26 protein-coding genes, 1 tRNA gene and 2 pseudogenes are annotated in these 26,176 nt (G+C 50.8%); 11 read left to right on the plus strand and 18 right to left on the minus strand.

The genetic code is table 11. The features are described from left to right. Positions 1 to 11 precede the first annotated feature (11 nt). Positions 12 to 200, minus strand: coding sequence for a cellulose biosynthesis protein BcsR (gene bcsR / locus ABZJ92_RS07470; protein WP_001063318.1), 189 nt, complete (start codon positions 198 to 200; stop codon positions 12 to 14). A gap of 272 nt (positions 201 to 472) precedes the next feature. Between bcsR and bcsE the strand changes: the two genes are divergently transcribed. From bcsE to bcsG, 3 genes are read left to right on the plus strand one after another with little or no spacing between them, the layout of a single operon-like run. Further along, positions 473 to 2,044 carry a cellulose biosynthesis c-di-GMP-binding protein BcsE gene (bcsE, locus tag ABZJ92_RS07475; protein ID WP_001204920.1) on the plus strand — a complete coding sequence of 524 codons (1,572 nt, stop codon included), beginning with the start codon at positions 473 to 475 and terminating at the stop codon, positions 2,042 to 2,044. After that, complete coding sequence (bcsF, locus tag ABZJ92_RS07480) at positions 2,041 to 2,232, plus strand: cellulose biosynthesis protein BcsF (protein WP_000988299.1); 192 nt, start codon at positions 2,041 to 2,043, stop codon at positions 2,230 to 2,232. Before bcsE ends, bcsF begins: the two co-directional genes overlap by 4 nt. After that, the gene (bcsG, locus tag ABZJ92_RS07485) at positions 2,229 to 3,908 is read left to right on the plus strand and encodes a cellulose biosynthesis protein BcsG (protein WP_353765433.1); all 1,680 of its coding nucleotides are present in this window, start codon (positions 2,229 to 2,231) and stop codon (positions 3,906 to 3,908) included. Before bcsF ends, bcsG begins: the two co-directional genes overlap by 4 nt. Positions 3,909 to 3,994: 86 nt before the next feature. Here bcsG and ABZJ92_RS07490 read toward each other — a convergent pair whose 3' ends face one another. The 4 genes from ABZJ92_RS07490 to ABZJ92_RS07505 form a co-directional block, all read right to left on the minus strand. Next, entirely contained in the window at positions 3,995 to 4,102 is a 108-nt protein-coding gene (locus ABZJ92_RS07490; protein ID WP_001295224.1) for a type I toxin-antitoxin system toxin Ldr family protein, read from the minus strand. Between the two features lie 375 nt (positions 4,103 to 4,477). After that, on the minus strand, positions 4,478 to 4,585 hold the full coding sequence (locus tag ABZJ92_RS07495; RefSeq protein ID WP_001295224.1) for a type I toxin-antitoxin system toxin Ldr family protein: 108 nt from the start codon (positions 4,583 to 4,585) through the stop codon (positions 4,478 to 4,480). 375 nt (positions 4,586 to 4,960) lie between these two features. Then, positions 4,961 to 5,068: a type I toxin-antitoxin system toxic polypeptide LdrD gene (gene ldrD / locus ABZJ92_RS07500; RefSeq protein ID WP_000141634.1), complete on the minus strand. Its 108-nt coding sequence runs from the start codon at positions 5,066 to 5,068 to the stop codon at positions 4,961 to 4,963. 375 nt (positions 5,069 to 5,443) lie between these two features. Further along, positions 5,444 to 5,551 carry a type I toxin-antitoxin system toxin Ldr family protein gene (locus tag ABZJ92_RS07505; protein WP_001295224.1) on the minus strand — a complete coding sequence of 36 codons (108 nt, stop codon included), beginning with the start codon at positions 5,549 to 5,551 and terminating at the stop codon, positions 5,444 to 5,446. Positions 5,552 to 6,026: 475 nt separating this feature from the next. Here ABZJ92_RS07505 and ABZJ92_RS07510 point away from each other — a divergent pair, with 475 nt between their 5' ends. After that, entirely contained in the window at positions 6,027 to 7,298 is a 1,272-nt protein-coding gene (locus ABZJ92_RS07510; protein ID WP_005052340.1) for an SLC5/6 family protein, read from the plus strand. 29 nt (positions 7,299 to 7,327) lie between these two features. Here the strand turns inward: ABZJ92_RS07510 and dppF are convergent, their stop codons facing one another. The 9 genes from dppF to ABZJ92_RS07555 all read right to left on the minus strand — a co-directional run bounded on the left by dppF (position 7,328) and on the right by ABZJ92_RS07555 (position 18,231). Further along, positions 7,328 to 8,332, minus strand: coding sequence for a dipeptide ABC transporter ATP-binding subunit DppF (gene dppF, locus ABZJ92_RS07515; protein ID WP_000107041.1), 1,005 nt, complete (start codon positions 8,330 to 8,332; stop codon positions 7,328 to 7,330). Beyond that, on the minus strand, positions 8,329 to 9,312 hold the full coding sequence (gene dppD / locus ABZJ92_RS07520) for a dipeptide ABC transporter ATP-binding protein (protein ID WP_001196486.1): 984 nt from the start codon (positions 9,310 to 9,312) through the stop codon (positions 8,329 to 8,331). The genes dppF and dppD overlap by 4 nt, the downstream gene beginning before the upstream one ends. A gap of 10 nt (positions 9,313 to 9,322) precedes the next feature. Further along, positions 9,323 to 10,225, minus strand: a complete 903-nt coding sequence (gene dppC / locus ABZJ92_RS07525) for a dipeptide ABC transporter permease DppC (RefSeq protein ID WP_000084666.1) — start codon at positions 10,223 to 10,225, stop codon at positions 9,323 to 9,325. Positions 10,226 to 10,234: 9 nt separating this feature from the next. After that, the gene (gene dppB / locus ABZJ92_RS07530; protein ID WP_000938867.1) at positions 10,235 to 11,254 is read right to left on the minus strand and encodes a dipeptide ABC transporter permease DppB; all 1,020 of its coding nucleotides are present in this window, start codon (positions 11,252 to 11,254) and stop codon (positions 10,235 to 10,237) included. Between the two features lie 307 nt (positions 11,255 to 11,561). Next, the gene (gene dppA, locus ABZJ92_RS07535; RefSeq protein WP_025745420.1) at positions 11,562 to 13,169 is read right to left on the minus strand and encodes a dipeptide ABC transporter substrate-binding protein DppA; all 1,608 of its coding nucleotides are present in this window, start codon (positions 13,167 to 13,169) and stop codon (positions 11,562 to 11,564) included. Between the two features lie 743 nt (positions 13,170 to 13,912). Then, positions 13,913 to 13,989, minus strand: a tRNA-Pro gene (locus ABZJ92_RS07540). 91 nt (positions 13,990 to 14,080) lie between these two features. After that, positions 14,081 to 15,772, minus strand: a complete 1,692-nt coding sequence (gene eptB, locus ABZJ92_RS07545) for a kdo(2)-lipid A phosphoethanolamine 7''-transferase (protein WP_001269240.1) — start codon at positions 15,770 to 15,772, stop codon at positions 14,081 to 14,083. Positions 15,773 to 16,095: 323 nt separating this feature from the next. Beyond that, positions 16,096 to 17,304 carry an L-lactate MFS transporter gene (locus ABZJ92_RS07550; RefSeq protein WP_000189006.1) on the minus strand — a complete coding sequence of 403 codons (1,209 nt, stop codon included), beginning with the start codon at positions 17,302 to 17,304 and terminating at the stop codon, positions 16,096 to 16,098. 228 nt (positions 17,305 to 17,532) lie between these two features. Further along, a complete protein-coding gene (locus tag ABZJ92_RS07555; protein ID WP_001296791.1) occupies positions 17,533 to 18,231 on the minus strand; it encodes an autotransporter outer membrane beta-barrel domain-containing protein in 699 nt (232 codons plus the stop codon). 157 nt (positions 18,232 to 18,388) lie between these two features. Between ABZJ92_RS07555 and tag the strand changes: the two genes are divergently transcribed. Both tag and ABZJ92_RS07565 read left to right on the plus strand, forming a co-directional pair. Continuing rightward, positions 18,389 to 18,952 carry a DNA-3-methyladenine glycosylase I gene (gene tag, locus ABZJ92_RS07560; RefSeq protein WP_000438970.1) on the plus strand — a complete coding sequence of 188 codons (564 nt, stop codon included), beginning with the start codon at positions 18,389 to 18,391 and terminating at the stop codon, positions 18,950 to 18,952. Next, a complete protein-coding gene (locus tag ABZJ92_RS07565; RefSeq protein ID WP_000617478.1) occupies positions 18,949 to 19,389 on the plus strand; it encodes an N-acetyltransferase in 441 nt (146 codons plus the stop codon). The genes tag and ABZJ92_RS07565 overlap by 4 nt, the downstream gene beginning before the upstream one ends. Here the strand turns inward: ABZJ92_RS07565 and ABZJ92_RS07570 are convergent. Then, on the minus strand, positions 19,358 to 21,556 hold the full coding sequence (locus ABZJ92_RS07570) for a molybdopterin-dependent oxidoreductase (protein ID WP_000013926.1): 2,199 nt from the start codon (positions 21,554 to 21,556) through the stop codon (positions 19,358 to 19,360). The genes ABZJ92_RS07565 and ABZJ92_RS07570 overlap by 32 nt on opposite strands. Before the next feature lie 152 nt (positions 21,557 to 21,708). On the opposite strand from ABZJ92_RS07570, the pseudogene ABZJ92_RS07575 reads away from it, so the two are divergent. Both ABZJ92_RS07575 and ghrB read left to right on the plus strand, forming a co-directional pair. Next, positions 21,709 to 22,369 (plus strand): annotated as a pseudogene (locus ABZJ92_RS07575) (OmpA family lipoprotein). Between the two features lie 103 nt (positions 22,370 to 22,472). Further along, a complete protein-coding gene (ghrB, locus tag ABZJ92_RS07580; protein ID WP_000804996.1) occupies positions 22,473 to 23,447 on the plus strand; it encodes a glyoxylate/hydroxypyruvate reductase GhrB in 975 nt (324 codons plus the stop codon). 49 nt (positions 23,448 to 23,496) lie between these two features. Here ghrB and ABZJ92_RS07585 read toward each other — a convergent pair whose 3' ends face one another. Further along, entirely contained in the window at positions 23,497 to 24,207 is a 711-nt protein-coding gene (locus tag ABZJ92_RS07585; RefSeq protein ID WP_000190516.1) for a DUF3053 domain-containing protein, read from the minus strand. 433 nt (positions 24,208 to 24,640) lie between these two features. Between ABZJ92_RS07585 and ABZJ92_RS07590 the strand changes: the two are divergent. The 3 genes and pseudogenes from ABZJ92_RS07590 (at position 24,641) to ysaE (ending at position 25,634) form a co-directional block, all read left to right on the plus strand. Then, positions 24,641 to 24,931 (plus strand): annotated as a pseudogene (locus tag ABZJ92_RS07590) (HTH-type transcriptional regulator). Between the two features lie 280 nt (positions 24,932 to 25,211). After that, a complete protein-coding gene (gene cspE / locus ABZJ92_RS07595; protein ID WP_000014594.1) occupies positions 25,212 to 25,424 on the plus strand; it encodes a transcription antiterminator/RNA stability regulator CspE in 213 nt (70 codons plus the stop codon). 138 nt (positions 25,425 to 25,562) lie between these two features. Beyond that, positions 25,563 to 25,634 carry a protein YsaE gene (gene ysaE / locus ABZJ92_RS07600; RefSeq protein ID WP_214282303.1) on the plus strand — a complete coding sequence of 24 codons (72 nt, stop codon included), beginning with the start codon at positions 25,563 to 25,565 and terminating at the stop codon, positions 25,632 to 25,634. On the opposite strand, the gene hokA is transcribed toward ysaE, so the two are convergent. Together hokA and ABZJ92_RS07610 are read right to left on the minus strand one after the other, a co-directional pair. Continuing rightward, on the minus strand, positions 25,611 to 25,763 hold the full coding sequence (gene hokA, locus ABZJ92_RS07605) for a type I toxin-antitoxin system toxin HokA (protein ID WP_001135734.1): 153 nt from the start codon (positions 25,761 to 25,763) through the stop codon (positions 25,611 to 25,613). The two genes, ysaE and hokA, sit on opposite strands and share 24 nt — an antisense overlap. A gap of 101 nt (positions 25,764 to 25,864) precedes the next feature. Beyond that, the coding region (locus tag ABZJ92_RS07610; RefSeq protein ID WP_032170455.1) for an IS3 family transposase at positions 25,865 to 26,176 on the minus strand (312 nt) is incomplete at its 5' end.

Consider the following 26,176-nt stretch of genomic DNA (forward strand, 5'->3'; position numbering starts at 1 on the left):
TCACCAATCCCCTACTTTTGTTGCGCAAACTCTGCCAGCAACGGCCAGCGTTTTAATGCCGCGGCCAACTGTTCGCGTTGGGAAATATCGGCATAATCAATATCAGGCAGTGAAAATGCCTGCTTTAACGCCACAATATCATTCTGGAAGATATAGCCTATCGCGGGATCAGGCAGAGTATCTGGTTCATTGTTATTCATTTTGCTTGATCCCTATGAAATAACCGTACCATTCATGAGACAATTCTAACCGTGAGCATTTCGCCGGTTTATTGTTTACGGCGAGACGGGAATTTGCTCACTTTTTGACTTTCCGTTACGCAACAGAAAAAGTTAAAAACGAAAAGACTAAAATCACACGTCTTGTGACCTTCTAAATTGATTCACATGCTAAATCTGATAAGTTTTAATTTCAATGGTAGGTTTATTTCTTAGCTTTCGCTAGTAAACTGATAATCAGACAAAATGGTGACATGAGGGACATTGTGGACCCTGTATTCTCTATCGGTATCTCATCATTATGGGATGAGCTGCGACATATGCCAGCAGGCGGCGTCTGGTGGTTTAACGTCGATCGCCATGAAGATGCTATCAGTCTGGCGAATCAAACAATTGCATCCCAGGCTGAAACCGCACACGTCGCGGTCATTAGCATGGACAGCGATCCGGCGAAAATCTTTCAATTAGATGATTCTCAAGGGCCGGAAAAAATAAAATTATTTTCAATGCTAAATCATGAAAAAGGTCTATACTATTTGGCCCGTGATTTGCAGTGTTCTATTGATCCCCATAATTACCTTTTTATTCTTGTTTGCGCAAATAACGCATGGCAAAATATTCCTGCCGAGCGGCTTCGCTCATGGTTGGATAAAATGAATAAATGGAGCAGGTTAAACCATTGTTCGCTTTTGGTAATTAATCCCGGAAATAATAACGATAAACAATTTTCATTGTTGCTTGAGGAATACCGTTCACTTTTTGGTCTTGCCAGTTTGCGTTTTCAGGGTGACCAACATTTGCTGGATATTGCCTTCTGGTGCAACGAAAAAGGGGTCAGCGCCCGTCAGCAGCTTAGCGTTCAGCAACAAAATGGTATCTGGACATTAGTTCAAAGCGAAGAGGCGGAGATCCAACCACGCAGCGACGAAAAACGCATTCTGAGTAATGTTGCTGTACTGGAAGGTGCGCCGCCGCTATCGGAACACTGGCAACTGTTCAACAATAACGAAGTCCTGTTCAATGAAGCCCGTACCGCTCAGGCGGCGACGGTGGTCTTTTCTTTACAGCAAAATGCGCAAATCGAGCCACTGGCCCGCAGCATTCATACCCTGCGTCGCCAGCGCGGTAGTGCGATGAAAATCCTCGTGCGGGAAAATACCGCTAGCCTGCGCGCCACCGATGAACGTTTGTTATTGGCCTGCGGTGCAAATATGGTTATTCCGTGGAATGCGCCACTCTCCCGTTGTCTGACGATGATCGAAAGCGTGCAAGGGCAGAAGTTTAGTCGCTATGTACCGGAAGATATCACTACCTTGCTGTCAATGACCCAGCCGCTCAAACTGCGTGGTTTCCAGAAGTGGGATGTGTTCTGTAATGCCGTCAACAACATGATGAATAACCCTCTCTTGCCTGCCCACGGTAAAGGCGTTCTGGTTGCCCTACGTCCGGTACCGGGTATCCGCGTTGAGCAAGCCCTGACGCTATGTCGCCCTAACCGTACCGGCGATATCATGACCATTGGCGGTAATCGGCTGGTGCTGTTTCTCTCATTCTGTCGGATTAACGATCTGGATACCGCGTTGAATCATATTTTCCCATTGCCTACTGGCGACATTTTCTCAAACCGTATGGTCTGGTTTGAAGATGATCAAATCAGTGCCGAGCTGGTGCAGATGCGCCTGCTTGCCCCAGAACAATGGGGAATGCCGCTGCCTTTAACGCAAAGTTCTAAACCGGTCATCAATGCCGAGCACGATGGTCGCCACTGGCGACGAATACCAGAACCCATGCGACTGTTAGATGATGCTGTGGAGCGCTCATCATGATGACCATCAGCGATATCATTGAAATTATTATCGTTTGCGCACTGATATTTTTCCCGCTGGGCTATCTGGCGCGGCACTCTTTGCGACGCATTCGCGACACCTTACGTTTGTTCTTTGCTAAACCTCGTTATGTTAAACCGGCCGGGACGTTACGCCGCACGGAAAAAGCCAGGGCAACCAAAAAATGACTCAATTTACGCAAAATACCGCCATGCCTTCTTCCCTCTGGCAATACTGGCGCGGCCTTTCCGGCTGGAACTTCTATTTTCTGGTTAAGTTTGGCCTGTTGTGGGCGGGATATCTTAACTTCCACCCGCTCCTCAATTTGGTGTTTGCCGCGTTTCTGCTGATGCCCATTCCGCGTTACAGCCTGCATCGCTTGCGCCACTGGATTGCCCTGCCGATCGGCTTTGCTTTGTTCTGGCATGACATCTGGTTGCCTGGCCCGGAAAGCATAATGAGCCAGGGTTCGCAGGTGGCGGGGTTCAGTACCGATTATTTAATCGACCTTGTCACACGCTTTATTAACTGGCAGATGATTGGGGCCATTTTTGTTTTATTAGTGGCCTGGTTATTCCTGTCACAATGGATTCGCATTACCGTTTTTGTGGTTGCCATACTGCTATGGCTGAACGTACTTACCCTGGCGGGACCAAGTTTCTCCTTGTGGCCAGCCGGACAACCGACGACCACTGTAACAACGACGGGTGGTAACGCAGCGGCAACCGTTGCGGCGACGGGTGGCGCACCGGTAGTGGGTGATATGCCCGCACAAACTGCACCGCCAACAACGGCGAACCTTAACGCCTGGCTGAATAATTTCTATAACGCGGAGGCGAAACGTAAATCGACCTTCCCGTCTTCGCTGCCCGCTGATGCTCAGCCATTTGAACTACTGGTGATTAACATCTGTTCGCTTTCCTGGTCGGATATAGAAGCCGCCGGGTTGATGTCGCATCCACTGTGGTCGCATTTCGATATTGATTTCAAGAACTTTAACTCCGCCACCTCCTACAGTGGCCCGGCGGCGATCCGTTTACTGCGCGCCAGCTGCGGGCAGACTTCGCACACTAATCTGTATCAACCGGCAAATAACGACTGCTATCTGTTTGATAACCTTTCGAAACTGGGCTTTACCCAGCACCTGATGATGGGACATAACGGCCAGTTCGGCGGTTTTTTGAAAGAAGTTCGCGAAAATGGCGGCATGCAGACTGAATTGATGGATCAAACAAATCTGCCGGTTATTTTGCTGGGCTTTGATGGTTCGCCGGTTTATGACGATACCGCCGTGCTTAACCGCTGGCTGGACGTTACCGAAAAAGATAAAAACAGCCGTAGTGCCACGTTCTACAACACGCTTCCACTGCATGACGGCAACCATTATCCGGGGGTCAGCAAAACAGCGGATTACAAAGCGCGGGCGCAGAAATTCTTTGATGAACTGGACGCCTTCTTTACTGAACTGGAGAAATCGGGTCATAAAGTGATGGTGGTCGTGGTGCCGGAACACGGCGGCGCGCTGAAGGGCGACAGAATGCAGGTATCTGGCCTACGTGATATCCCTAGCCCGTCTATCACAGACGTCCCCGTTGGGGTGAAATTCTTCGGCATGAAGGCACCACATCAGGGGGCACCGATTGTCATTGACCAACCGAGCAGCTTCCTGGCTATCTCCGATCTGGTGGTTCGCGTTCTTGATGGCAAGATTTTCACCGAAGACAATGTTGACTGGAAAAAACTCACCAGTGGGTTGCCACAAACAGCACCGGTCTCCGAGAACTCAAATGCAGTAGTTATTCAATACCAAGATAAACCGTACGTTCGCCTGAACGGCGGCGACTGGGTGCCTTACCCGCAGTAAGCACGAAAAAGGCCGCAGAGTTTAACCTCTGCGGCCTGATCCGGGCGCAAATTGCCATTACGGCAGCCTGACGCCCGCATGACACGTTACTTCCGCTTATTCAGCCAGTTCACGATCATACTGGCAAGAATGCCAGCAATGACCGGAGCCGCTAAATCATGCCAGAAGGCCATGCCCAGTTCTGCGAGCGTCATATAGCCGCCTGTGTTGTAATGCCAACGTTTCGCGGCTATTCTTGAGTTGTTTGGGTTCAAGATTAGCCCCCGTGATGTTGTCAGGTGCATACCTGCAACGTGCGGGGGTTTTCTCTCTCCAGCAACCAATGCCACCAGGGATAAAGCCCCCGCAACATTGCGCCTCACCGGAACCTTTCCGGCTTGCCGCTGATTCTACGACTGTTTTTCTGTTCCGGAATCCGTCACGTCTTCACTCTGTGCTGCGCATTCCGCAGAATATTATCCGCGTGCAATCGTTGCATTTTTCTTACGAAAAAGGCCGCAGAGTTTCACCCCTGCGGCCTGGTCCGGGCGCAAATTGCCATTACGGCAGCCTGACGCCCGCATGACACGTTACTTCCGCTTGTTCAGCCAGTTCACGATCATACTGGCAAGAATGCCAGCAATGACCGGAGCCGCTAAATCATGCCAGAAGGCCATGCCCAGTTCTGCGAGCGTCATATAGCCGCCTGTGTTGTAATGACAACGTTTCGCGGCTATTCTTGAGTTGTTCAGGTTCAAGAATGGCCCCCGTGATGTTGTCAGGTGCATACCTGCAACGTGCGGGGGTTTTCTCTCTCCAGCAACCAATGCCACCAGGGATAAAGCCCCCGCAACATTGCGCCTCACCGGAACCCTTCCGGCTTGACGCTGATTCTACGACTGTTTTTCTGTTCCGGAATCCGTCACGTCTTCACTCTGTGCTGCGCATTCCGCAGAATATTATCCGCTTGCAACCGTTGCATTTTTCTTACGAAAAAGGCCGCAGAGTTTCACCCCTGCGGCCTGGTCCGGGCGCAAATTGCCATTACGGCAGCCTGACGCCCGCATGGCACGTTACTTCCGCTTGTTCAGCCAGTTCACGATCATACTGGCAAGAATACCAGCAATGACCGGAGCCGCTAAATCATGCCAGAAGGCCATGCCCAGTTCTGCGAACGTCATATAGCCGCCTGTATTGTAATGACAACGTTTCGCGGCTATTCTTGTATTGTTTGGATGCAAGAATGGCCCCCGTGGTGTTGTCAGGTGCATACCTGCAACGTGCGGGGGTTTTCTCTCTCCAGCAACCAATGCCACCAGGGATTAAGCCCCCGCAACATTGCGCCTCACCGGAATCCTTCCGGCTTGACGCTGATTCTACGACTGTTTTTCTGTTCCGGAATCCGTCTCATCTTCACTCTGTGCTGCGCATTCCGCAGAATATTATCCGCTTGCAACCGTTGCATTTTTCTTACGAAAAAGGCCGCAGAGTTTCACCCCTGCGGCCTGGTCCGGGCGCAAATTGCCATTACGGCAGCCTGACGCCCACATGACACGCTACTTCCGCTTGTTCAGCCAGTTCACGATCATACTGGCAAGAATGCCAGCAATGACCGGAGCCGCTAAATCATGCCAGAAGGCCATGCCCAGCTCTGCGAGCGTCATATAGCCGCCTGTGTTGTAATGACAACGTTTCGCGGCTATTCTTGAGTGGTCTAGGTTCAAGATTAGCCCCCGTTATGTTGTCAGGTACATACCTGCAACGTGCGGGGGTTTTCTCTCTCCAGCAACCAATGCCACCAGGGATTAAGCCCCCGCAACATTGCGCCTCACCGGAATCCTTCCGGCTTGACGCTGATTCTACGATTGCTTTTTACTGTCAGCACCCGGCAATCTTCCTCATTGCGCGATGCCTTCCAGCTTAATTTCTTTATTTGCAATAGTTGCAGTTCATATCCGGGCTGACTCCAGACTGGTAGTGAAATGCGCAATTTTGTAGAATTGCGCCTCCTCGCGACCTCCCCAGTGAATCTGTTGCCTCATTTTTTACATACTGCGTATTCGACTTCTCCACCTGTTGCGCAAGAGAAACTGGGTTTATTCATTTTTGCGAGGCCGACTTCTTTCTGGACAGGACTTTATGCAGCACAACACACTATCGAAACACAATCAGAAATTGCCGTTTACACGCTACGACTTCGGCTGGGTTTTATTATGCATAGGCATGGCGATTGGTGCCGGAACCGTGCTGATGCCAGTACAAATTGGCTTGAAGGGAATTTGGGTATTTATTACCGCAGCGATCATTGCTTATCCTGTCACCTGGGTAGTGCAGGACATTTATTTAAAAACCCTTTCTGAAAGCGATTCCTGTAATGACTACACCGATATTATCAGTCATTACCTGGGGAAGAACTGGGGAATTTTCCTCGGGGTTATCTACTTTTTGATGATTATCCACGGGATTTTTATCTACTCTCTCTCCGTGGTTTTCGACAGCGCCTCGTACCTGAAAACCTTCGGTTTAACCGATGCCGATCTTTCACAATCTCTACTTTATAAAGTCGCTATTTTCGCCGTACTGATAGCGATTGCGTCTGGTGGTGAACGATTACTGTTTAAGATTTCTGGGCCAATGGTGGTGGTCAAAGTAGGGATTATTGTCGTGTTCGGTTTTGCGATGATCCCGCACTGGAATTTCGCCAATATAACCGCCTTCCCGCAAGCCTCCGTCTTTTTCCGCGATGTCCTGCTTACCATTCCATTTTGCTTCTTTTCTGCGGTATTTATTCAGGTACTTAACCCAATGAATATTGCCTATCGTAAACGGGAAGCAGATAAAGTACTGGCAACCCGGCTCGCGCTGCGTACCCACCGAATTAGTTATATCACGCTCATCGCGGTGATCCTGTTTTTTGCCTTTTCGTTTACCTTCTCAATTAGCCACGAAGAAGCCGTTTCTGCCTTTGAACAAAATATCTCGGCACTGGCACTGGCCGCGCAGGTGATCCCTGGACATATCATTCATATCACCTCTACGGTGCTGAATATCTTTGCCGTACTGACCGCATTCTTTGGCATTTATCTCGGTTTCCACGAGGCTATTAAAGGCATTATTCTCAATCTGTTAAGCCGAATTATTGATACCAAGAAAATTAACTCACGCATGCTGACTCTGGCGATCTGCGCTTTTATCGTCATTACGTTGACGATTTGGGTTTCGTTTCGTGTATCAGTGCTGGTGTTCTTTCAGTTGGGAAGCCCGTTATATGGCATTGTGTCGTGCCTCATTCCGTTTTTCCTGATCTATAAAGTCGCACAACTGGAAAAACTTCGCGGATTTAAAGCCTGGCTGATTCTGCTTTACGGCATTTTGCTATGCTTGTCGCCACTGTTGAAGCTGATTGAGTAAACCGGAGCGCATGGCCCCGGTTTTGTGAGTTAACGCTGCGGATTTTCATCCTGATCAACAGCAAAACAAGCTACCAGTTGACCTCCGTAGTCTTTTAGCTGCGGCTGCAACTGGGTGCAGGGGCCGAAGCGCCGACGACAGCGGGCGTTGAAGGCGCAACCCGGCGGAGGATTCAGCGGGCTTGGCAGTTCACCGGTGAGTTTGATGCGTTCACGACGATCGTCCGGGTTCAGGCGTGGCGTCGCGGAGAGCAGCGCCTGGGTGTACGGATGGCGCGGGTTATTGAAGATTTGGTCCTTCGTTCCTTTCTCCACGCAGCGGCCTAGGTACATCACCATCACTTCATCAGCAATGTGCTCCACAACCGACAGGTCGTGGGAGATAAAGACATAAGAAAGCCCCAACTCCTGCTGCAAATCCATCATCAGATTCAGCACCTGCGCACGCACTGAGACGTCCAGCGCAGAAACCGGCTCATCGGCAATCACCACATCCGGGTCGAGCATCAGACCACGGGCAATAGCGATACGCTGACGTTGTCCGCCGGAAAACATGTGCGGATAGCGGTCATAGTGCTCGGTTTTCAGGCCGACTTTTGCCATCATCGACAGGGCTTTTTCCCGACGCTGTTCTTTGCTTAAGCTGGTGTTAATAAGCAGCGGCTCTTCGAGAATTTGCCCAACTTTCTTACGCGGATTCAGCGAACCGTAGGGATTCTGGAAGACGATCTGGATTTTCTGCCGACGCAGCTTCTGCGCCTGCGGATCGTGCTTGAGCAGATCCTGCCCCTGATAATACAGCTCGCCGCCGGTGGGCGTTTCGATCATCGTCAGCAACCGACCGAGGGTCGATTTACCGCAGCCAGATTCGCCCACTACTGCCAGCGTTTTGCCACGTTCAAGGTTAAACGAAACGCCGTCCAGCGCCTTCACCAGACGTTCCGGCACGAACATGCCTTTCTTCACCGGATAATGTTTTTTCAGGTCGATAGCCTGCAACAGCGGTTGTTGCGAGGTGGCCTCTTGCGTACTCATAGTGTGGGCCTCCCGGCATCATCAAGTGGGTAATGGCATTTGGACTGACGCCCATCAGCGAGCATATTCAGCGCCGGTTCTTCAGCGCGACATCTGTCAGTGGCATAGGGGCAGCGCGGGTTAAGCAGGCAGCCGTTCGGGCGGTCATACTTGCCGGGAACAACACCTGGCAACGACGCCAGACGTTCTTTGTCCTGAGCAAATTCTGGCAGCGCACGCAGCAATGCCTGAGTATACGGGTGACGCGGCGCATGGAAGATGGCGTGTGCATCGCCCGTTTCTACTACCTGACCTGCATACATCACAATGATTTTATGCGCAGCTTCCGCCACCAGCGCCAGGTCATGGGTAATTAACACCAGCGCCATGTTCTCTTTCTGCTGTAGCTCCAGCAGTAGTTCGATGATTTGCGCCTGAATGGTCACGTCCAGCGCGGTGGTCGGTTCATCGGCAATCAGCAGTTTTGGCCGACAGGCAATCGCCATGGCGATCATCACGCGCTGGCTCATGCCGCCGGAAAGCTGATGCGGGTAAACATCCAGACGCGAAGCCGGATCGGGAATACCGACCTGATTCAGCAGGTCAATCGCCCGCTGACGGCGGGTACTTTTGTTGCCGCCCTGATGCACTTTAATCGCTTCCATAATCTGGAAACCCACGGTGTAGCACGGGTTAAGGCTGGTCATCGGGTCCTGGAAGATCATCGCCACTTCGGCACCCACCAGGTTGCGGCGCTCTTTTTCTGAGATACGCTGCAAATCCTGGCCGTTAAACTCCAGTTTTTCTGCCATTACGCGGCCCGGATAATCAATCAGCCCCATAATCGCCAGTGAACTGACCGACTTACCGGAGCCGGACTCACCCACAATCCCGACCACTTCGCCCTGTTTTACGCTGTAGCTGATGCGGTCTACGGCGCGGAACGGTGCGCTTTCGTCGCCGAAATGCACCGATAATTTATCTACATTTAATAACGCCATCTCGAACCTCTTACTGCTTTAGTTTGGGATCGAGCGCGTCACGCAGACCGTCACCCATCAGGTTAAATGCCAGCACCGTCAACAGGATCGCCAGACCAGGGAAGGTCACGACCCACCAGGCGCTTTGCGCGAACTGCAACACGTCGGAGAGCATGGTGCCCCACTCAGGCGTTGGCGGCTGTGCCCCCATGCCGAGGAAACCAAGAGCAGCCATATCGAGAATGGCGTTAGAGAAACCGAGCGACGCCTGAACAATCAGCGGCGCAAGGCAGTTCGGGAAGATGTTAATAAACATCTGGCGCATCGCCCCGGCACCTGCCACGCGAGAGGCGGTGACGTAATCGCGATTCACCTCCACCAGCACGGCGGCGCGGGTTAAGCGCACATAGTGCGGCAAGGCAACGAAGGTCAGCGCCAGCGCGGCGTTACCAATCGACGGGCCGAAAATCGCCACCAGCACCAGTGCCAACAGCAGACTTGGCAGCGCCAGCATGATATCGACCACGCGCATGATAATGTTATCAACCAGGCCGCCGAAGTAACCGGCGATCAGGCCGAGAATAACGCCCATAATCAGCGACAACACCACCACCAGACAGCCAACCAGCAGCGATAAACGCGCGCCGTACATCAGCCGCGACAGCACATCACGACCGACGTCATCGGTGCCCAGCAAGTGTGCCATACTGCCGCCTTCCTGCCAGGCTGGCGGGGCGAGCAGCGCATCGCGGAACTGATCCGCCGGGTTATAAGGCGCAATCCAGTTGGCAAAGATCGCGATGAACAGCACGATGGCGACGTAAACCAGCCCGACGACCGCGCCTTTGTTGCGTTTAAAATAGTGCCAGAACTCCTGTAACGGGGTCATCGGCACCGGTGCGCTAATCACTTTATTTTCAGTAACCTGTGACATGATGTCCCCTTACTTCTTATGACGAATACGCGGGTTCACCACGCCGTACAGCAGATCGACCAGCAAGTTGACGAGGATAATCATCGTCGCCACCAGCAATACGCCGCCCTGCACTACCGGATAGTCGCGGCGTTGCAGTGCGTCAATCAACCAGCGCCCCAGACCGGGCCACGAGAAGATGGTTTCGGTCAGAATCGCCCCCGCCAGCAATGTTCCCACCTGGAGGCCGATAACGGTCACTACCGGCAGCATCGCGTTACGCAGCGCATGGACGATAATCACCCGCATGCGGGTTAGCCCTTTGGCGCGCGCGGTGCGGATGTAATCCTCGCCCAGCACTTCCAGCATCGAGGAGCGTGTCATACGCACAATGACCGCTAGCGGAATAGTACCCAGCACAATGGCGGGCAAGATCATATGGGCGACGGCATCGATAAAGTTGCCGTCTTCACCCCAGATGGCGGTGTCGATTAGCATAAAACCGGTTAACGGATTGGAGTCATCGAGGAACACCATATCGCTCACGCGACCGGAGACGGGCGTCAGGTTCCAGTGCACCGAAACCAGCATGATCAGCATCATGCCCCACCAGAAGATCGGCATCGAGTAGCCGGTCAGCGCCAGGCCAACTGCAGTGTGATCGAAAATGGAACCGCGTTTAACCGCAGCCAGCACACCAACCGGAATACCGACTGCCGTAGCAAAAATCATCGCGCAGACGCCAAGTTCCAGCGTGGCCTGAAAGCGCGGCACGAACTCTTCCCATACTGGAATTCGGCTTTTCATTGAAATGCCTAGATCGCCGTGCATTACGCCCCAAATGTAATGGAGATACTGCTGCCACATCGGTTTATCTAAGCCGAGTTCAGCCAGCAGCTGCACGTGACGCTCAGGGGAGATCCCACGTTCGCCTGCCATGATCATCACCGGATCGCCCGGGATCATGTGGACAAAGGCAAATGTGAGAAGGGTAATACCGATAAACGTGGGGATGACGAGTCCCAAACGTCGGAGAATAAACTGCAACATAACCCGGATTCTCTATAGTGACTCGCAGCCTGGAACTGCGTGTCTGTATTGCTCACAAATCAATTCCCGCCCTTGTCGGACAGAGAATGAAGTATTGCTGCCGGATGGCGCTGCACGCAGAGGCACAGCGCCACCGGGTATACAGATTGTTGACAAAGTGCGCTTTGTTTATGCCGGATGCGGCGTTAACGCCTTATCCGGCCTACAAAATCGTGCAAATTCAATACATTGCAGAATTTTCGTAGGCCTGATAAGCGGAGCACATCAGGCAGTTTTGCCTTTGCCATCAGTCTTGTATGGCTTTTAATTATTCGATAGAGACGTTTTCGAAGTGATGTTTGCCTAATGGATCAACCACATAGCCTTTGACTTCTTTGCGTACCGGTTCAAACACGGTGGAGTGAGCGATGATCAGTGCCGGAGCCTGATCGTGCATCACCACCTGCGCTTGCTTGTACAGTTCAACGCGTTTGCTATGGTCGTCGGTAGCACGCGCCGGTTGAATCAGATCTTCAAACGGTTTGTAGCACCATTTTGAGTAGTTAGAACCTTGTTCAGAGGCGGCGCAGCTGAACAGGGTGGCGAAGAAGTTATCCGGGTCCCCGTTATCGCCAGTCCAGCCCATCATTACCGTCTGATGTTCGCCATCTTTCGCACGCTTGAGGTACTCACCCCATTCGTAGGTGACGATTTTGGCCTGCACGCCCACTTTCGCCCAGTCTGCCTGAATCATCTCCGCCATGCGGCGAGCGTTCGGGTTATACGGACGTTGTACCGGCATCGCCCACAGGTCGATGGAGAAACCTTTTTCCAGACCCGCTTCTTTCAGCAAGGCTTTCGCTTTTTCAGGATCGTAGGTGTAATCCTGAACGTCGTCGTTATAGCCCCACATGGTTGGCGGGATCAGGTTTTTCGCTGATACACCCGCGCCCTGATAAACCGCTTTGATGATCGCGTCTTTGTTCACCGCGTAGGTTAGTGCTTGGCGAACTTTCACGTCATCCAGCGGTTTTTTCTGCACGTTATACGAGAGGTAGCCGACGTTCAGCCCCGGCATTTCCATCAGGTTGATGGATTTATCCTGCTTCATGCGAGCTATGTCTGCCGGGTTCGGGTACGGCATCACCTGGCATTCATTCTTCTGCAATTTCGCGTAACGCACGGAAGCATCAGGGGTAATAGAGAAGACCAGCGTATCGATCTGCGGTTTGGTGCCCCAGTAGCCATCAAACGCTTTGTAGCGGATACGGGAATCTTTTTGGTACTGCTGTAACTGGAACGGACCGGTTCCGATTGGGTTGAGGTCCAGTTTTTCCGGTGTACCGGCTTTCATCATCGCGTCAGCATATTCTTTTGACAGAATAGAGGCGAAGTCCATTGCCAGGTCAGCGAGGAACGGCGCTTCCGGTCGAGTCAGCACAAACTGAACGGTGTTATCGTCCACCTTTTTCACTTCGCTGATCAGCTCCGGCAAGCCCATACCTTCGAAGTATTCGTAGCTGCCGCCAGAAACTTTATGGTACGGGTTTTGCGCGTTTTTCTGACGATCGAACGAGAACACCACGTCATCGGCGTTCATTTCGCGCGTCGGTTTGAATTCTTTATTGTCGTGCCACTTCACACCTTTACGCAGATGGAAGGTATAGGTTTTACCGTCTTCGCTGACTTCCCACTTTTCAGCGAGGCCCGGGATCACTTCGGTGGTGCCGATTTTAAATTCAACCAGGCGGTTATAAAGCGGGACGGAAGAGGCGTCATAGGTGGTGCCGGAGGTAAACAGCTGCGGGTTAAACCCTTCCGGAGATCCTTCTGAGCAATAAACCAGAGTTTTAGCCTGAACACTTGCTGCGACGGTCATAGCCACCAGGCTGAGACCAAGCTTCAGCATCCCTGACTTTTTCAAGGAAATACGCATTATTCTGCTCCAATTGTGATGTTTGTTGTTTTAACCCTTTGCAGTGGGTTGTCGCTGCCTGACCTTTTTTGTTTTTTGCCCGGTCGGGTCAACGTTATGAGGTGGGGATGCCGTACTAATTAACATCAGTGTAACAGTGCGGATCCTCCATAAAATGCCCCTCGTGACCTACAATCTGTCAACAGAATGTGAAAACGTCAATACAGCCAACCGGGATTTACACCAACGGTGAGAATCCACAAACAAAGATTAAAAAAACTTCAAACAGCTATTTGCAGCAGAGAAATTTGTGCTACTCCAACATAACCAGAACAATCAGCTTAATATTTAGCAACATTTGGTGATTAAGTTTTATGCATTTAATGAAAAAAATCTGAGGAAAAGGTGGATATCTGAGCGATTAATACCATGAACGCTAAAACGCACAGCGGAAAATGCCAGCGCCAGCCATAAGTAACGCAAAAAAGATTTAAGCAAATATAAAAAAAGACAATGGTTTCTGTCACAAATCCGTTAATGGATAGTGAGATATGGGGCGCAAAGTTGGCAGGAAAATGTGTGGTGTGTTGGTCGAATAAGGCGGTCGCGCCGCATCCGACAATAAGTGCGGTGCCGTTGCCTGATGCGACGCTGGCGCGTCTTATCAGGCCTACGTCGAGTCGAGCCTCCCTGCCCCCGGAGGTTCTCATCCTCATGAGCTACAAATGCAAAAAAACCTGCTCGTTGAGCAGGCTTTTCGAATTTGGTCGGTGATAGAGGATTCGAACCTCCGACCCCTTCGTCCCGAACGAAGTGCGCTACCAGGCTGCGCCAATCACCGAATGCGGGGCGCATCTTACTGCGCAGATACGCCCTCGTCAATCCCTTAATAGCAAAATGCCTTTTGATCGGCGAGAAAGTCAGCAGGCCGCTTAGTTAGCCGCTGCCACTTTTGTCTGCGGGATGTGACACCAGTTGTTGTTTTCGTTAATTCCACCATCCGGTGAAGTATAGCCAAGACAACCCATGATGGTGTCGTACAGCTCTACGTGACGGCGTGGCACTTTCATGTCGGCTTCTTTTTTCAGCTGCGCAAACGCCTGCGCATTGGCCGGATTTTCCAGATATTTATCTGACATCCAGACCATCATCGGTACGCGGAACTGCTCCGGCGGTGCCAGTTCACGCGGCGTGCCGTGCAGGTGCTCGCGTTCATTAATTGACTCACCGTGGTCAGCTGCGTAGAACACAATCGCTTTCTTATCGCGAACCTGATCAATCACGCTGGAGATAAAGTGATCCACATAGGTCACCGAGTTGTCATAGGAGTTGATCATCTGCGCTTTGGTACAGCCGCTATCAACACCAATACATTCCGGCTTCCACTGCGCGAAGCTACGCGGATAACGCTGGGTGTAGTTAAAATGCGAACCTTTGGTATGCAGAATGATCAGATGCTTACCATCCGGGTTGCGCCCTAGCGATTGCTGCATTTCGTCTACCAGCAACATATCATCTACCGGCTTGCCACGATTACGTGGCTCCGCACCAATCTGCTCACGATAAGCAATGTTGTCTGCCATCGTGTTGCTGTAGAACCACATTTCGCTCTGCATAGCGTAGAGGTCAGAACTGAATCCTAACTGCTTCAGAACCGCGAAAATGTTCTGTTCTTTTAATGTGCGCTGCGGATTATCTTCCGCGCCCCCCTGACGTACAAACATGCAACGCAGTGAGAGTTTGGTTGCGGTATCACAGGAGTAACCACGGAACGCCGCCAGATTTTTCTCCTGGGCCAGTTTCGGCGTGGTATTACGCTCATAGCCGAAAATACCCATATGGTCCCAACGCGTGGTTTCACCGATGATAAACACGACATAAGTATCATCAACGTTTTGTGGAGCCTGGTATGTAAACTTCTTCGCCGGATTAAGCAATGAATTATTATCGGAAGATTCATCGACCCGCGCCCAGGCATACAGCCCCAACGCAGAAAGCCAGTTTGATGGCAGATAAGAGTTCGCTACGACACCGCCATAACTCGGCAAATCAACGCCGGTCGCCCTCTCCACTTTCTTCTGCTGGATATCCAGCAAACGAATCGGTGCCCAAACCATAATACCCGCCAGTACGACGACCACCAGGCTGCGAATACGCTGCCCTGGGGTTCGCAGTTGTCGGAGCAAGGTGTAGCGACAGCGGTTATTCCAGATAAGGATAAGAGGCAATGCACTAACGGCGATTAACCAGAGAATAAAGTTCAGACCAACAACTTCTTTTGACAGGTCGATATCGGTGGTCATGACGGAAGCGATGATGCCATAACCAATGACCACATTAAGGAAGGTCATGTAATAGCTGGCACCTGCGGAAAAGAGCACCACCAGCGACGCCAGAATACGCCAGCTGCGGCGGCCAAACAGCGATAGAAGACGTAGTAAAAAGAAGGTCACCAGTACGGTGGCGGCCAGTTCAACAACAGCAGAAACGCCTTTCCAGACGGTAAAATCGTGCGCATAGCTGCCGAAGCGGCGATAAAAAACCGCGCCATTCATAAAAAGGCCAATATAGATTGCAAGCAAAAAGCTCAGCTTCTGCTGTGTAATCGATTTGATGTATCTCATGCAAACAAACCCTGGACAAACAGGTGATAACACCCTGCTTAGCGGCTTTTCAGGCCCGGCAGGGGAAAAGTGCGGAGGTAGTCAGATAAGTAAAATCTACACGCGCGAATAAGTAGACCACAGCAAAGCGAAAAAGTGTGGGGAAAGAGTGTGCATGAAGCACAAATTTACAAAAATGCAAGTTTGAAAAGAGACTTTAGCGTTACAAAAAGCAGTAAAAAGGGCCAGTTAACTGGCCCAAATTTTACGAGTCATTGTTTATACATTTCGTTGATGCGTTTGATGCACACGGAAGCTGAAGCCCAGTAGCTCGCGGCTGAGCATTAAAGGGAGCCATGCGCCTCACGCAACATTTTCTGCTCTGGCTGACGAATCGTCGTAGAAAGCGCCAATGACAGAATCAGCAGGGCGAAAATCACGTAGAAGGTCACATAGAAACCGCCAAACAGTGAGGCGATAATCGAACCAAAAATGCTACCGATACCGAAACCGAGGTAAATCACACCGTAGTTTTTCGCCAGGTTATTGAGGCCGAAGAACTCACTGACCAGTGATGGAAAGACGGTAATAGTGCCGCCAAAGTTAAATGCCACGCAGGCAATCGCTGCAAAGAACGTCACTGCATTTAATGGTGCAAACAGCAGGGCCGCCATACCCACCAGCGAAATCACCTGACCAATGGTGATAACACGGATACGGGCAATTTTGTCAGACAGAATGCCCAGCACCAGACGACCTGAAAGGTTAGCGATGGAAATAACCGTTACTGCATTGGCTGCGGAAACCACATCAAGGTGTGCCAGACTTTGGGCGATATCTTTCGCTACCCCAATCACGTACAGGCCGCTCATGCAGGCAGTCAGGAACATTACCGCTAACATCCAGTACTGCGGTTTACGCATCGACTCTGCCAGCGTGTAATCTTTCTCCACCACACCATTGCTGGTTTTCACTTCCTGTTTTGGTGCGTCTTTCATTAACGTTGCGCCGAAAACAATCATCACCAGCGCAATCGCTCCCCAAATCACAAAGGTTTTTTCCAGACCCACCGTTTCGAGCAGCTGCGTGTCGATAAATTTGAAACCCAGGCTACCCAGACCATAAGAACCGATAGCGAACGCGGAGATCAGACCTTTACGCTCCGGGAACCACTTCACGCAGTTAGAGAGCGTCAGCAGGTAACCCGCGCCATCCGCCAGACCGACCAGCACACCGGCGCTTAACCACAGCATCATCAGGTTGTTGGAATGCGCGGTCAGGAAGAAGCCTAATCCCAGCAAAATGCCGGAAGCCACGGTGACGCGTTTAACGCCAAAACGTTCCTGCAATTTGCCCGCAACAGAAGACGAAATTGCCAGCCCCAGACTTAACAAGCCGAAAGAGAAAGCGACCTGGCTTACCGGCGCATCCAGCTTGGCAGAAAGCGCGCCATTAAACAGGCTCCGGGTATAAACCGACCCCAGCGCAAACTGGGTAATGATAGTACCGATGAGTGTCAGCCAGCGGGTACGCTGATAATTTGAAGGTGTCATGGCAGTATTCCTGCAGTAATAAAAAGGAAAAATCTCTGCCGACAACCATAACGAAGTGCATTTTATGCTTGGGGAAAAACGGCATGAAATGCCATCAGAACGGAATGAAATGCCTTAGTTCAGGAATGAATGACGCGACAATTATTCACCAAATTTATTATTTGGTAAGTTAGCACCCACTATCGCCACAACTGTTGTTATTCAATGGTTTCAATTGTGACTGTTACGTTAAAATCTGGCGCTAACCCCCATCGTATACAGATAGTCGCTATTATTAGTGGTATTTTCTGCCTGAGTTAGCGCAGCATAGGCGGCAATATTTTGATTGAGCAACATATCAGCGCCTACGGTGACATCCAGCCAGTTGCCGTTCTGGTTTGTCGCCGTCATCCGGCTCAGGCCTGATTGCGCCTTCCAGATATTCTCGCCAAATTGCTGGTTATAGCTGATTTGCGCCCAGGGTCGGAGATCGCCAAGCCGGGAGTCAACACGCCAGCCTAAGCTACTCACGCTGGCATGCCATAACGGATCGGTCAGCGTGGTAGTACTGTCGCCAAACTCGTTATACATCGAGGTGGTTGTGCCATCGTAATGTAATGCCGCGACCGGGCCGGTTGTAACCTGTTCATATAAAGGAAAATTCCAGCCCATACTCATACTGCTGGTCACATCCACAGGAGTTTCTTCCGCCAGATTGACTTCCAGTCCCAGCGCCCTTTGGCTACTTTGAATACGTTGCGACAAAATATCGTTGTAATCAGGTTGATGATCACTATCCCAGGTGTAACGCTCTGTGGAATGTCCGGGTTGCGTATCAACGATATATTCTTGTTGCCAGGCGTAAGCTGTGTTGAGAAAAAAGGCACTGATTACCACGCTCGCCAGCAGGCTTAGCTGCCAGCGACCACCGCTTTTTTTTATGATCATTAACACGACTCCAGGGAAGAGCCGAATTCGGCAATATTATTGTCATTGTATGAAGGATATCGGGCATAGTAGCCCTGTATTAAATATTGACTTTTTCACCGATGCGTCAAGAAAAGCGGCTGAAATTTTTACGATCGGGTACATAGCGAGGGAAAGTATGGAACGTTGCGGCTGGGTGAGTCAGGGCCCGCTTTATATTGCCTACCATGATAATGAGTGGGGCGTGCCTGAAACTGACAGTAAAAAACTGTTCGAAATGATCTGCTTTGAAGGGCAGCAGGCTGGGTTATCGTGGATCACCGTCCTCAAAAAACGCGAAAACTATCGCGCCTACTTTCATCAGTTCGATCCGGTGAAGGTCGCAGCAATGCAGGAAGAGGATGTCGAAAGACTGGTACAGGACGCCGGGATTATCCGCCATCGAGGGAAAATTCAGGCAATTATTGGTAATGCGCGGGCGTACCTGCAAATGGAACAGAACGGCGAACCGTTTCCCGACTTTGTCTGGTCGTTTGTAAATCATCAGCCACAGGTGACACAAGCCACAACGTTGAGCGAAATTCCCACATCTACGTCCGCCTCCGACGCCCTATCTAAGGCACTGAAAAAACGTGGTTTTAAGTTTGTCGGCACCACAATCTGTTACTCCTTTATGCAGGCATGTGGGCTGGTGAATGATCATGTGGTTGGCTGCTGTTGCTATCTGGGAAATAAACCATGATTCGGGAAGCGCAACGTTCAGAACTCCCCGCGATCCTCGAACTGTGGCTGGAAAGTACAACCTGGGGGCATCCCTTTATAAAAGCGAATTACTGGCGTGACTGCATTCCGCTGGTGCGGGATGCCTATCTTGCCAACGCGCAAAACTGGGTCTGGGAAGAGGACGGTAAGCTTCTCGGTTTTGTCAGCATTATGGAAGGCCGATTTCTGGCAGCAATGTTTGTCGCACCGAAGGCCGTCAGACGCGGTATTGGTAAGGCGCTGATGCAGTATGTGCAGCAGCGCTATCCCCATCTGATGCTGGAGGTTTATCAAAAAAATCAACCGGCGATAGATTTTTACCGTGCGCAGGGTTTTCACATTGTCGATTGCGCATGGCAGGATGAAACCCAACTACCCACCTGGATTATGAGCTGGCCGGTGGTTCAAACGCTGTAAGTGTCAGTTCCGGACCGTTGTATTTTTCCAGCCATGCCAGCGTCGTATTACCCGCACAGCCATTCCCCAGCCGCGAGCTGGGGAGATCTTTGGTCAGCACGTTCACTGCGCCGTTTTTACAAATACCGTCAGCGGTTAAATCCAGATCCGGCCATGCCCCTTCGTGAATGCAAATCACGCCAGGTTTAATTCCCTCGCTAATGACCGCTCCGGCAAGGATCTGCCCACGGGAGTTCCACACCCGCACCATATCCCCTTCGGTTATGCCGCGCGCCTGAGCATCGTCAGGATGAATGGTGACAGGCTCACGGTTTGCTACCGCGTACAATTCGCGCAGAGAACTGTAATTCAGCTGGCTGTGCAGGCGGTGCGCCGGATGGGCAGAAAGTACCTGCAACTGTTCTGGTTCGGCATTGCCCTGCCATTCGTCCGGCTCCAGCCACATTGGATGCCCAGGGCAATCCGGGTAACCGTAATCGGCAATACGCTGTGAGAAGATTTCAATCTTGCCGCTGGCGGTTTTTAACGGATGCGCCAGCGGATCGCGGCAAAAATCAGCGAAGCGAATAAACCGCTCGCTGTCCGGGTTTTCCGGCATCTCAATTAACTGGTTGGCTTGCCAGAACTCAGCAAATGGCGGCAATTCAACCTGCTGGCTTGCCCCGCGCTGCCGGGCAACGTTATAAAACGTTTCCAGCCATTGCAGCTGACTTTTTCCTTCCGTAAACCGCGCATAGCCGCCCTTCTCCCAACGTTCACTCAACTCGGCAAAAACATCAAAATCATTACGCGCTTCATAGCGTGGCGGCACCACTTGCTTCATCGGCACCAGATGCTGATTACTGTAATCACCGGTCATGGTGAGATCATTACGCTCAAAAGAGGTAGTCGCAGGCAGAACAATATCCGCGTGTTTCGCCGCCGCCGTCCAGAAGCATTCAGAGATCACCACCAGCTCCGGTTTTTGCCAGGCACGGATCAGACGATTGGTATCCTGATGATGAGTAAAGTTGGCACCGCCCGCCCACCAGATAAAACGAATATCCGGGAAATGTCGGTTCATACCGTTGTGTTGATATGCGCCACCAGGGTTTTCCAGTGCTTCAACAATGCGGGCAACAGGGATTTTATCCACCGCATCGCAGCCACCCGGCAAGCTGCCCTGCATGGAAGAGAGCACCGCAGAACGCCGCGTGGGGTCACCACCATTGGCAAAATGGTAAGAAAGACCAAAACCGCCGCCGGGTGTGCCGATTTGCCCCAACATTGCTGCCAGCGTGACGATCATCCAGTGTTTTTGCTCACCAAACTGTTGGCGCTGCATTCCCCAGCCTGCCATCAGCATGGTGGTATTTTGGTGGAAAATAGCCGCCAGCTCGCGGATTTTCGCTGCGCCAACACCACAAATCTCTGCCGCCCATTCGGCGTTTTTCGCTATTCCGTCACTCTCGCCCAGCAAATAAGAGGCGAAGACGGCATAACCTGTGGTGCAACGCGCCAGAAACGCTTCGTCGTGCCAACCATTTTCCACCAGCGTATGGGCGATCCCCAGCATCAGCGCAACATCGGTGCCCATGTGCGGTGCCACCCACTCCATTTTATCGCCAAAGAAATCGACGGTTTCCGATCGCATTGGATCAATGCAGATCAGCTTTTTCCCACTGTCACGCAGTGCGGAAAAGTAAGAAAGCCCCTGCTCATCGGATGCATTCCACGCAATTTTCAGCGTATTGAGTGGGTTAGCACTCCACAACACCACGACATCGCTATGTTCCAGCACCAGCGGCCAACTGGTTTGCTGTTGATAAACTTCGCTGCCACCTACGACATACGGCATGATCGCCTGTGCCGCACCGGTCGAATAATCCCCCAGATGCCCGGTATAACCGCCTGCCAGCGCCTCATCCCAACTCACGCGAACAAATTCATCCTGCCCACGAATGCCTTGCGGGTTTTCCGGTGACGCGAGAAAGCCTTTGCGCACCATTGGAAATCGTACCCGCGTATTGCTGTGAACCTGGTCGCGAACCGCGCTCTGCAAGGAGTTTTCCATTCCTGTGGCTAACGCGCCACGCGAGCTAAACACGGTTTCGCCGTCGGTTTCAACCAGCATGGGCCCCCAGTGGGCGGCAGTCAGAACGGAATATCGTGAGGATGAGTTGGCCAAACCGAAGACTCCTGAAAGGTTAGATGTATTGAGCAGTTAAATATTACTTACAAATTTCCGAGTATTCCCAGGAATAATCTTCATGTTCACGCGGCATAATCTCCCGCCACGGAACCCGTGACAAAGAATAAAAAGGTTATTAAGGATTAACAATGAAGAAACGTGTTTATCTTACTTGCCGCCGTAGTGAGTGGCGCTCTGGCGGTATCTGGCTGCACAACTAACCCTTACACCGGCGAACGCGAAGCAGGCAAATCTGCTATCGGCGCAGGTCTGGGCTCTCTCGTGGGCGCGGGTATTGGTGCGCTCTCTTCTTCGAAGAAAGATCGCGGTAAAGGCGCGCTGATTGGCGCAGCAGCAGGCGCAGCTCTGGGCGGCGGCGTGGGTTATTACATGGATGTGCAGGAAGCGAAGCTGCGTGACAAAATGCGCGGCACTGGTGTTAGCGTAACCCGCAGCGGGGATAACATTATCCTCAATATGCCGAACAATGTGACCTTCGACAGCAGCAGCGCTCCCCTGAAACCGGCAGGCGCTAACACCCTGACCGGCGTGGCAATGGTGCTGAAAGAGTATCCGAAAACGGCGGTTAACGTGATTGGTTATACCGACAGCACGGGGGGTCACGACCTGAACATGCGTCTCTCCCAGCAGCGTGCGGATTCCGTTGCCAGCGCGTTGATCACCCAGGGCGTGGACGCCAGCCGCATCCGTACTCAGGGCCTTGGCCCGGCTAACCCAATCGCCAGCAACAGCACCGCAGAAGGTAAGGCGCAAAACCGCCGTGTAGAAATTACCTTAAGCCCGCTGTAATCCCTTTCATGCCAGGTGATGCAGAAATCACCTGGCATTCTTCAGTTTTCCTTCATCATATTTCAGGCTAAGGTGATCGCCTTATCAGTGAATGGAGAGAAGCATGAAGCCGTCCGTTATCCTCTACAAAGCCTTACCTGATGATTTACTGCAACGCCTGCAAGCGCATTTCACCGTTCACCAGGTGGCAAACCTCAGCCCACAAACCGTCGTTCAAAATGCAGCAATTTTTGCAGAAGCTGAAGGTTTACTGGGTTCAAACGAGAATGTAGATGCCGCATTGCTGGAAAAAATGCCGAAACTGCGTGCCACATCAACGATCTCCGTCGGCTATGACAATTTTGATGTCGATGCGCTTACCGCCCGAAAAATTCTGCTGATGCACACGCCAACCGTATTAACAGAAACCGTCGCCGATACGCTGATGGCGCTGGTGTTGTCTACCGCTCGTCGGGTTGTGGAGGTAGCAGAACGGGTAAAAGCAGGCGAATGGACCGCGAGCATAGGCCCGGACTGGTACGGCACTGACGTTCACCATAAAACACTGGGCATTGTCGGGATGGGACGGATCGGCATGGCGCTGGCACAACGTGTGCACTTTGGCTTCAACATGCCCATCCTCTATAACGCGCGCCGCCACCATAAAGAAGCAGAAGAACGCTTCAACGCCCGCTACTGCGATTTGGATACTCTGTTACAAGAGTCAGATTTCGTTTGCCTGATCCTGCCGTTAACTGATGAGACGCATCATCTGTTTGGCGCAGAACAATTCGCCAAAATGAAATCCTCCGCCATTTTCATTAATGCCGGACGTGGCCCGGTGGTTGACGAAAATGCACTGATCGCAGCATTGCAGAAAGGCGAAATTCACGCCGCCGGGCTGGATGTCTTCGAACAAGAGCCACTGTCCGTAGATTCGCCGTTGCTCTCAATGGCCAACGTCGTCGCAGTACCGCATATTGGATCTGCCACCCATGAGACGCGTTATGGCATGGCCGCCTGTGCCGTGGATAATTTGATTGATGCGTTACAAGGAAAGGTTGAGAAGAACTGTGTGAATCCTCACGTCGCGGACTAAGCTGCGACTGCGTGAAGTAAAGCCCGATAATCGCTCGGGCTTTTACTCTTTATTGGGTTGCAGTAACTGCTGTAGTCCAGGCCTGATTAAACGCCTGATGTTGTGCCGGTAATGGCGCAATCAGTTTGTTATATTCACTTGCCTGCTGTGAAGTCGGGAACTGGATGCCATTTGCGACAAAGCTCACCTGAGTACCTTGCTGAGCAATGTAGTCTCCAACCATCACCAGTTGTTGCGTGAAAGTTTGTGCCGCCGGAATCAACGGTTGCAATGCATCAGCTGGCGTCGTTACCACTTTGGTGAATGCCTGATCAAATACCGGTTTCAGGTCATCGCTCTGTTTTAGCGCAGAGTGCGCAGCATCGGCCTGCAACTTCGCATTTTGCAGTTGTTGCGCCAGCACACCCAGCGAACCATTCATTTCACGCAGCGGACCGCTTTGCGTAACGTAATCCTGCGGTACGCGAATTGCGTTAACGCTGTCTACGACCGGGCGCAGACCGGAATCCATCGCCTGATTCACCTGCTGAGAATAACCATACAGAATCGCGTAATCAGAGACAAAAGGACCAAACTGTTTTTTCTGATCGGCAGTCAGGGTTGGTAGACGTTCACCGCTACGCATCACTGTATTTTGCAGGAAGTCGATAAACGCTTTACGCTGATCGCCTTCTTTATCAAAACACCCACTCAGGCTAACTACCATTAATAACGCCGCAAGAGGCGCAAACCAGCGAGAGCAGGACTTTCCTGTCGCCATTTTCTTACTCCTTTCACCCAAAAAAAGCGCACAACGACACACGCGTGTCTGACGTGACAAGGATAGTCCAGGACAGGCTTGCAGGATACCCTTTCTACGTAATCTTCCTGGTAAAATCATGGAGAAAATGAAACAAGGTTAATTTGTTGTTTCATTGTTAAAAAATGATAGTGCCGTTGCCTTTTTTGTAGCCAGAGATTTACGCCTTCGCAGAAGGTTAGATTTGCGAAATCTTTACAAAACAGGAGTGATAAGAGATATATCGGCATTTATCAGATCGTTAGGTGGCTATAAGTCACGCTAAATGACAGGCTGAATCGAATCATAGCCAGAGCATGCCCTGACTTCACCCCGCTGTGTCTGCTTTTCCCGACTATTCTTAATGAGCTTCGATGCAATTCACGATCCCGCAGTGTGATTTGAGGAGTTTTCAATGGAATATAAAGATCCAATGCATGAGCTGTTGAGCAGCCTGGAACAGATTGTTTTTAAAGATGAAACGCAGAAAATTACCCTGACGCACAGAACAACGTCCTGTACCGAAATTGAGCAGTTATGAAAAGGGACAGGATTAAAAATCGATGATTTCGCCCGGGTTTTGGGCGTATCAGTCGCCATGGTAAAGGAATGGGAATCCAGACGCGTGAAGCCTTCAAGTGCCGAACTAAAATTGATGCGTTTGATTCAAGCCAACCCGGCATTAAGTAAGCAGTTGATGAAATAGACTTTTATCCACTTTATTGCTGTTTACGGTCCTGATGACAGGACCGTTTTCCAACCGATTAATCATAAATATGAAAAATAATTGTTGCATCACCCGCCAATGAGTGGCTTAATGCACATCAACGGTTTGACGTACAGACCATTAAAGCAGTGTAGTAAGGCAAGTCCCTTCAAGAGTTATCGTTGATACCCCTCGTAGTGCACATTCCTTTAACGCTTCAAAATCTGTAAAGCACGCCATATCGCCGAAAGGCACACTTAATTATTAAAGGTAATACACTATGTCCGGTAAAATGACTGGTATCGTAAAATGGTTCAACGCTGACAAAGGCTTCGGCTTCATCACTCCTGACGATGGCTCTAAAGATGTGTTCGTACACTTCTCTGCTATCCAGAACGATGGTTACAAATCTCTGGACGAAGGTCAGAAAGTGTCCTTCACCATCGAAAGCGGCGCTAAAGGCCCGGCAGCTGGTAACGTAACCAGCCTGTAATCTCTGCTTAAAAGCACAGAATCTAAGATCCCTGCCATTTGGCGGGGATTTTTTTATTTTTTTTCAGGAAATAAATAATCGATCGCGTAATAAAATCTATTATTATTTTTGTGAAGAATAAATATGGGTGCAATGAGAATGCGCAACGCCGTAAGTAAGGCGGGAATAATTTCCCGTCGAAGACTCTTACTCTTTCAATTTGTAGGCTAAAAACGCCGCCAGCTCATAACTCTCCTGTTTAATATGCAATTCACACAGTGAATCTCTTATCATCCAGGTGAAAAATAAAAGCGTGAAACAAATCACTATTAAAGAAAGTAATCTATATTTCTGCGGCATTCCCAGCCCCCTGTGTTGATTTCCAACGAGTAAGAGGCTAACCTTATGGTGTTCAGGCATAGGGTAGCCTCACTTTGTACTGACCCCAAAAAGTTGGACAGTTATACACGAGGCATATAGGTCTGATTCCGATATTCAATTGGAGTCAGACCTTTTAATTTCAGGCTAATTCTTCTGCTGTTATAGTATTCAATATATTCCGTAACAGCATCCTTCAGTTCGCTTATATTACTGAACTCATCAAGATAAAAACACTCCGACTTTAAGGTTCCAAAGAAACACTCCACCACAGCATTATCCAGACAATTGCCTTTTCTGGACATGCTTTGTTTAATACCATGTTCTTTAAGGATATTTTGATATCTTCTCATACGATACTGCCATCCCTGGTCAGAGTGCAGAACAGGATGCTC

This window comes from Shigella sp. FJ200513 (assembly GCF_040495915.1).
Classification (GTDB): Bacteria; Pseudomonadota; Gammaproteobacteria; order Enterobacterales; family Enterobacteriaceae; genus ECMA0423.